The organism is Streptomyces sp. NPDC014623, assembly GCF_043088245.1.
Classification (GTDB): domain Bacteria; phylum Actinomycetota; class Actinomycetes; order Streptomycetales; family Streptomycetaceae; genus Streptomyces.
In genome coordinates this window covers 1-2,289 of record NZ_JBIBZU010000060.1, presented here as the reverse complement: position 1 = coordinate 2,289, position 2,289 = coordinate 1, and the positions used below count along the sequence as shown (strand labels likewise).

Below are 2,289 nucleotides of genomic sequence, written 5' to 3'. Positions count from 1 at the left end.
CGGTCGGGGTCACCGGAGCGCCCTTCGTAGTGGGTTCGTCCGCCCGGCCCGTACGTACCGAGTTCGGCGATGAGTGCCGCGCCCTCCAGCAGCTCCTGCACGGACCACCCGGTGACATCGAGGCGCTGCCCCTCCAGCGGTCCGCCGACCAGCGCCGCGGACCGGTGCCCGGGCACCTCGCCGTCCGGCTCGCCCGGCTCCCTGCCGTAGATCCTCATCCGCCCATCCTCCCCGCGGCCGGCCGCACTGTGGGCCGGTTCGGGAGCTCTCAGGTAACCGACTCCCTCCCTGTCCTGTGTAACGAGCTTGCGCCGCTAACCCCCGCCTCCCCGATCGTGCTGCCACCACCCCGCGACACCCGTCTGTCAAGTACTCGCGAATCCGCCTCTACGCCCCGTCAGGACCCGCCTGACACAGGGCCGGAACGGATTTTCGCGAGAACTCGATTCACCGGCCCGGTTCGCGGACTGTGGCCCCGCGCTCAACCGGAGCGCCCTACAGAGAAGAGAGATCCCCATGTCCGTGTCCAACCTGCGCGCCCTGGTCCTGCTGCTCCTGCTGCTCCTGGTGCTCGTCGCCGGCCTCGTGCTGGGCGCGCTGGCCTACCTGTCCCACGAGCACCCGGCACTCACCGACCCGCTGACCCTCGCCATGGCCGGCGCGGCCGTCCTGGTGGCCTGCGTCGCCGTGATCGTCACCCGGCGATGAGCAAGTTCTCGCGGTGAGTACGGCGCGGCCGTGGTGAGTTTCCCTGCCGGAAACTCACCACGGCAGGTCAGAGGGAACGCCGCCACTCACCACGGGGAAGCCGCGGTACTCCGGGCCTCCCTGACAGCCCGACAGCCCTCTGTGGGCCCCTGGCCATCCGCCAGGCGGCATTCGGAGGGACTAGGCCTCCCAAGCCCACCCGGGTGCTCCTGGAGCCCTCAGCAGCCCGAGGGCTGCCCGAAGGGGCGGGTGGAAGGCTGCGGCGGCCCGGCGGGCCGCCGCAGCGACCAAGCACGGCAACATCCCTTCCAGCATCCCCTCCGACATCCCTTCCAACATCCCCTCCAGCATCAGGCGCGCACGATCTCGTCCGGCCTCTGCACAACCGCAGCTCAGGCCCCGGTTTTCTCGTGGTGAGTGCTCGGACTTCCCCTCGTCTACCTGACTGCCTGGCTATGGAGTGGTGGTGTGGTGGCTGGTGTTGGGCGTGGTCTCGGGGAAGGCGGGCGGCGCTGCGCTGGCTCCAAGGGATGCTGCGCCGGCCGGTGACCGACGCAGCAAGGGCAGAGGGCGCCTGGGAGGCGTCGCGAGCACCGAAGACACCCGCTCCGGCCCGGCTCGTTGAGAAGGGCAGATAGCGCGGTAGCGAGCCTGTGGGGTGCACGTGGATGCCAATCTTGAGATCACGCCGACGACGGGACCCAGTTGCGCGGGAGTCCGGGACCTCATCGCTCACCTCCTGGCATCTCATCCCCTGGTCACAGGAGTCGGAGCCATCACCGAGTACCAAGGCGATGTGGGCCTCAAGGTCGAGATCGGCGGACTCGATTTCGAGGTCTGGATCGAACCCGCTTAGGGCCAGAACAACCCCAGAAGAGCAGGCCAGCGATCAAAAGCGAAGAGATGGAAAAGAACAACCTTTGCGACAACTGCGGAGAAGCGTACTGCGGGAAATGCCCACACTGCGGGGGAGAGCCAGAGGAGGATCACGTCTGGCCAAACCCGTGCATGGCGTGCCGACTCAAGCAGCAAAAAGCGCACGCCCTCGAACCGCTCCCTTTCGACATCTAAAACCCGCCCGTCAATAAGCGCACCGGGTGCGGTTACCGGGTGTACCTGGGGTGGGGTGGCGCCCCTGGGGGGTGTGGTCTGGTTCCGCCAAAGCTACATGCTGCATCAGGGGTGATGCAGCACCATTCCAGAGCCCAGCCACCCCTCAGAAATGAAGCACACGCTGTCCCCCTCCCAGACCACCCCGACCGCCCTCCCTCCGTAGCCAGCCCGGTCCGCGTCAGCGGGCCGTTGGTCCTGGAGGCGCAGCCGGAGGGACTGTTGGGCGAGGGAGCGCAGCGGATCCGCCCCAAGCGGCCCGGAGCGAAGCGCAGGGCCGGTCAGGGCGTGCGGAGCACGCCCCGGTCCGGGAGCGCAGCGAACGGACCGTCACCTCCCGGACGCAGTCCGGGAGGTGGGCCCGGGGCGCAGCCCCGGGCCAGCGCTCACGCGGAGCGGGAGCGCAACCACCCCGCGCAGCGGGGTGGTTCGCCTGCCTACCGCGCAGCGGTAGGGGACCCGCTCCGCGGG

At 69.2% G+C, this 2,289-nt stretch carries 3 protein-coding genes; 2 read left to right on the top strand and 1 reads right to left on the bottom strand.

The genetic code is table 11. The features are described from left to right. A partial coding sequence (locus ACF1FZ_RS35030) for a hypothetical protein (protein WP_391777406.1) occupies positions 1-218 on the bottom strand: 218 nt, incomplete at its 3' end. 298 nt (positions 219-516) lie between these two features. Here ACF1FZ_RS35030 and ACF1FZ_RS35025 point away from each other — a divergent pair. Together ACF1FZ_RS35025 and ACF1FZ_RS35020 are read left to right on the top strand one after the other, a co-directional pair. Continuing rightward, positions 517-708, top strand: coding sequence for a hypothetical protein (locus ACF1FZ_RS35025; protein ID WP_391777405.1), 192 nt, complete (start codon positions 517-519; stop codon positions 706-708). 664 nt (positions 709-1,372) lie between these two features. Next, positions 1,373-1,564, top strand: a complete 192-nt coding sequence (locus ACF1FZ_RS35020; protein WP_391777404.1) for a hypothetical protein — start codon at positions 1,373-1,375, stop codon at positions 1,562-1,564. The last annotated feature ends 725 nt before the right edge of the window (positions 1,565-2,289 follow it).